Here is a 1,465-nt window from a genome sequence, read left to right as displayed (position 1 = left end):
GTGTCACGGATACCCTAGTACATATTTTTCATGTGAAGGCTCACGCAGCAACTACACATGATACTGTTGCGAGATGCAAGGTTTTGACAAGGCGGGTGTAAAATATCTATCGATTAAAGGCGTATGCGCAGATACTGGTTTTTGTAAAACGTTTGAAGAGTTTGTTCAAAACATGTTGAAAAAGACCTTAGAAATTTCGGCACGTATTACGGCCAGATTGGGCAATTTTAGCGAAAGGGGGGGAAGAGAACATTTGATTGACTGGCTAAATCATTTTAGGTGATTAGCCAAGGAGTATGAAATAGACGTTCAATCGGAAAAACACGACGTTATGATCCCCCATTCAATGCTACTGATTCGTCGGTTGGCTTAACTGTGAAGATAGGTTCTTAACACCATTAAACAACTATTAATTTAAATCGTTATTCCCTATTCCCCACTATTTTTTAAAAATCTTTGAAAATAAAAGTTCTTCCATGTGTTGTAGAGAAAGCTCAAATTTAAGGTAAACACTTCATCTATTTACGTTTCTTTAAAAAAACGAGATAATTTTCTCGTACTCGGGAATTCACTCTCTTCTTTTCTATGGAATCTGATACCCACTCCCAACACACTTTGAAAAAAGAAAAGCCATTATATCTTGGGCATCGCCAACGGTTAAAAGAGCGCTTTTTAAAAGCTCCCCAAGCTTTACCGGATTATGAGCTTTTAGAGCTATTTTTGGGGTTGTTATATCCGCGAAAAGACACCAAACCTTTCGCAAAAAAGCTTTTAGAACTTCATCGCTCTTTATGGGGAGTGTTCTTTAGGTCAGAGCTTTTCAGCCACTGGGGTATAGTGTGCTTTCATGAGCTTTTTCGTCGTATTTTGATTAGGGAGATTCGTCAAGCTCCCGTATTAAACAATATCGATAAGGTTATTGACTACGCTTATCTTTCTATGGGGCACTTGCCTAAGGAAGAATTTCGCATATTCTTTTTAAATAAAAAATACGAATTGATTCAAGAGGAAACTCTACAAACAGGCACATTAGACGAAGTTGCCTTATACCCTAGAACTTTAATGGGGCGCTGTTTGGAACTGAATGTTTCAAACATTGTCTTAATCCATAATCATCCTTCCGGAGATCCATATCCTTCTAAAGCAGATATAGAACTCACCAGAGCACTAGAAGCGGCATTGCTTCCTTTTCAAGTTCGTATTTTGGATCATATTATTATAGGAAAATATGCTGCTTTTTCTTTTCGAGAAGAAGGGTATCTAGGGAACTCTCCTATTAGCCTTCACAATACCTCAGAACACCAAGAAAAAGCCGCCGCTAGAGAAGAATAAAATCCTTCCAAAATCCTTCCCAATATTAGATCTTGGAACAATACATTGTTTTTCTTTAATTATATAGTAATCTAGGTTGAATTAGATATTTTAAAGAACCACGAAATAGCATCAAATAGAGCATTGAAATTTA

At 37.0% G+C, this 1,465-nt stretch carries 2 protein-coding genes; both read left to right on the top strand.

Annotated features, from left to right (window positions below; translation table 11 throughout):
* Positions 1-73: 73 nt before the first annotated feature.
* Positions 74-283 (top strand): hypothetical protein, encoded by a 210-nt coding sequence (locus tag K737_RS11270; protein WP_006289698.1) that lies wholly within the window; start codon positions 74-76, stop codon positions 281-283.
* 302 nt (positions 284-585) lie between these two features.
* A complete protein-coding gene (locus K737_RS06160) occupies positions 586-1,332 on the top strand; it encodes a JAB domain-containing protein (protein ID WP_006297123.1) in 747 nt (248 codons plus the stop codon).
* The last annotated feature ends 133 nt before the right edge of the window (positions 1,333-1,465 follow it).

Source organism: Holospora undulata HU1, from assembly GCF_000388175.3.
Taxonomy (GTDB): domain Bacteria; phylum Pseudomonadota; class Alphaproteobacteria; order Holosporales; family Holosporaceae; genus Holospora; species Holospora undulata_A.
The sequence above is the reverse complement of the archived record's forward strand: the minus strand, read 5'-3'. Positions and strand labels throughout refer to the sequence as shown.

Bases quoted from the DNA above. Each gene is read 5' to 3' on its own strand.
- K737_RS06160 (WP_006297123.1), top strand. From the start codon at position 586: ATGGAATCTGATACCCACTCCCAACACACTTTGAAAAAAGAAAAGCCA.
- K737_RS11270 (WP_006289698.1), top strand. From the start codon at position 74: ATGCAAGGTTTTGACAAGGCGGGTGTAAAATATCTATCGATTAAAGGC.